The 1,238-nt window shown below is 41.5% G+C and carries 1 protein-coding gene; it reads right to left on the bottom strand.

The window, feature by feature from the left end:
* Window positions 1-5: 5 nt before the first annotated feature.
* A protein-coding gene (locus tag Q9R21_RS14820) for an IS3 family transposase (protein WP_311204773.1) occupies window positions 6-1,165 on the bottom strand; the annotation gives its coding sequence in 2 pieces (ribosomal slippage) (window positions 6-931 and window positions 931-1,165; 1,161 coding nt in all).
* Window positions 1,166-1,238 lie beyond the last annotated feature (73 nt).

A 1,238-nucleotide genomic window follows, 5' to 3' on the forward strand; every position in this document is an offset into this window, starting at 1 on the left:
TGATCCTAGACAGTATCGTGGACAATCGATCCCTCTAAATTCTTGAAATATTTCTGTTCAAAGGCTTCTGGACTTAACCAGCCGTTTGCAGAATGCCTTCTGACCCGATTGTAATAAATCTCAATATAATCAAACAAGACCGCATTCGCCTCTTTTCGAGTCGAAAACACACTGCCATGTACCACATGACCTTTTAATGTATGAAAGAAGCTTTCAGTCACTGCATTATCCCAACAGTTTCCACGTCTAGACATACTCTGAGTACAATCATTTTTCAGTAACAGCGCTCTAAAATCACGACTACAGTACTGTGAGCCTTGGTCCGAATGAGCCATAACACCAGTTGGATAACCCTGACGAGCCATTGCATAGTTAAACGTATCACACACCAACTGGCGGTCTATTCGATGGCTGGTTTGCCACCCCACGATACGACGGCTAAATAAATCTAGCATCACACATAAATACAACCAACCTTCTTTAGTGCGGATATAGGTAATGTCTGTTGTCCAGACTTTATTAGGCTGAGTAACTGTAAATTGGCGATCCAACAAGTTGGGTGCTGTAGGCAAACGATGGGTTGAATCAGTCGTATGCTTGTATTTACGCGCAATCCTGCTACGTAAACCAAGCTTTTTTAGCATCCTTCCAATAGTACGTTCGCTCATGTTGTAACCTAAATCATGCATGTCATGTACTAATGAAGGTGCACCCAATCGTGCATGATGCTGCCAATATACGGCTTTTAAGTCATTATATTTCTGTGCCGTATTGGCTTGACGTTTTCGCCAGGCATAATAGCCTGAAGTGCTGACACCTAGGTATTTACAGGCAGAAGATACGGTGACTTCATTCATATCTAGATCTTGAATTACCGTGTACTTTTCTTGGCATGATCTGTTAGAAAGTACACATGCGCTTTTTTTAAGATGTCATTGGCTTCCTTGAGCTGTTTGACTTCTTTCTCTAATTCCACGATCCGCTGTTGTTCTGGTGAAAGTTGACGTTTGCTTGAACCTGCCGGATTGGTTTCACGAATCCATTTATCTAATGTTGAATAACCCACACCTAATTTCTGGGCGATTGCAGCTACAGACTCGTGTGAGTTTGAAAGTGCATAATCAATCGCTTGCTGTTTAAATTCGGGACTAAAACGTTTAGCCATTTCTTGAATCTCCAAAGATTAAAGTTACGTTATCTTTAGAGGGACGTGCTGTCCATTATTTTGTCTAGGATCA

This window comes from Acinetobacter sp. RG5 (assembly GCF_031844265.1).
Lineage (GTDB): Bacteria > Pseudomonadota > Gammaproteobacteria > Pseudomonadales > Moraxellaceae > Acinetobacter.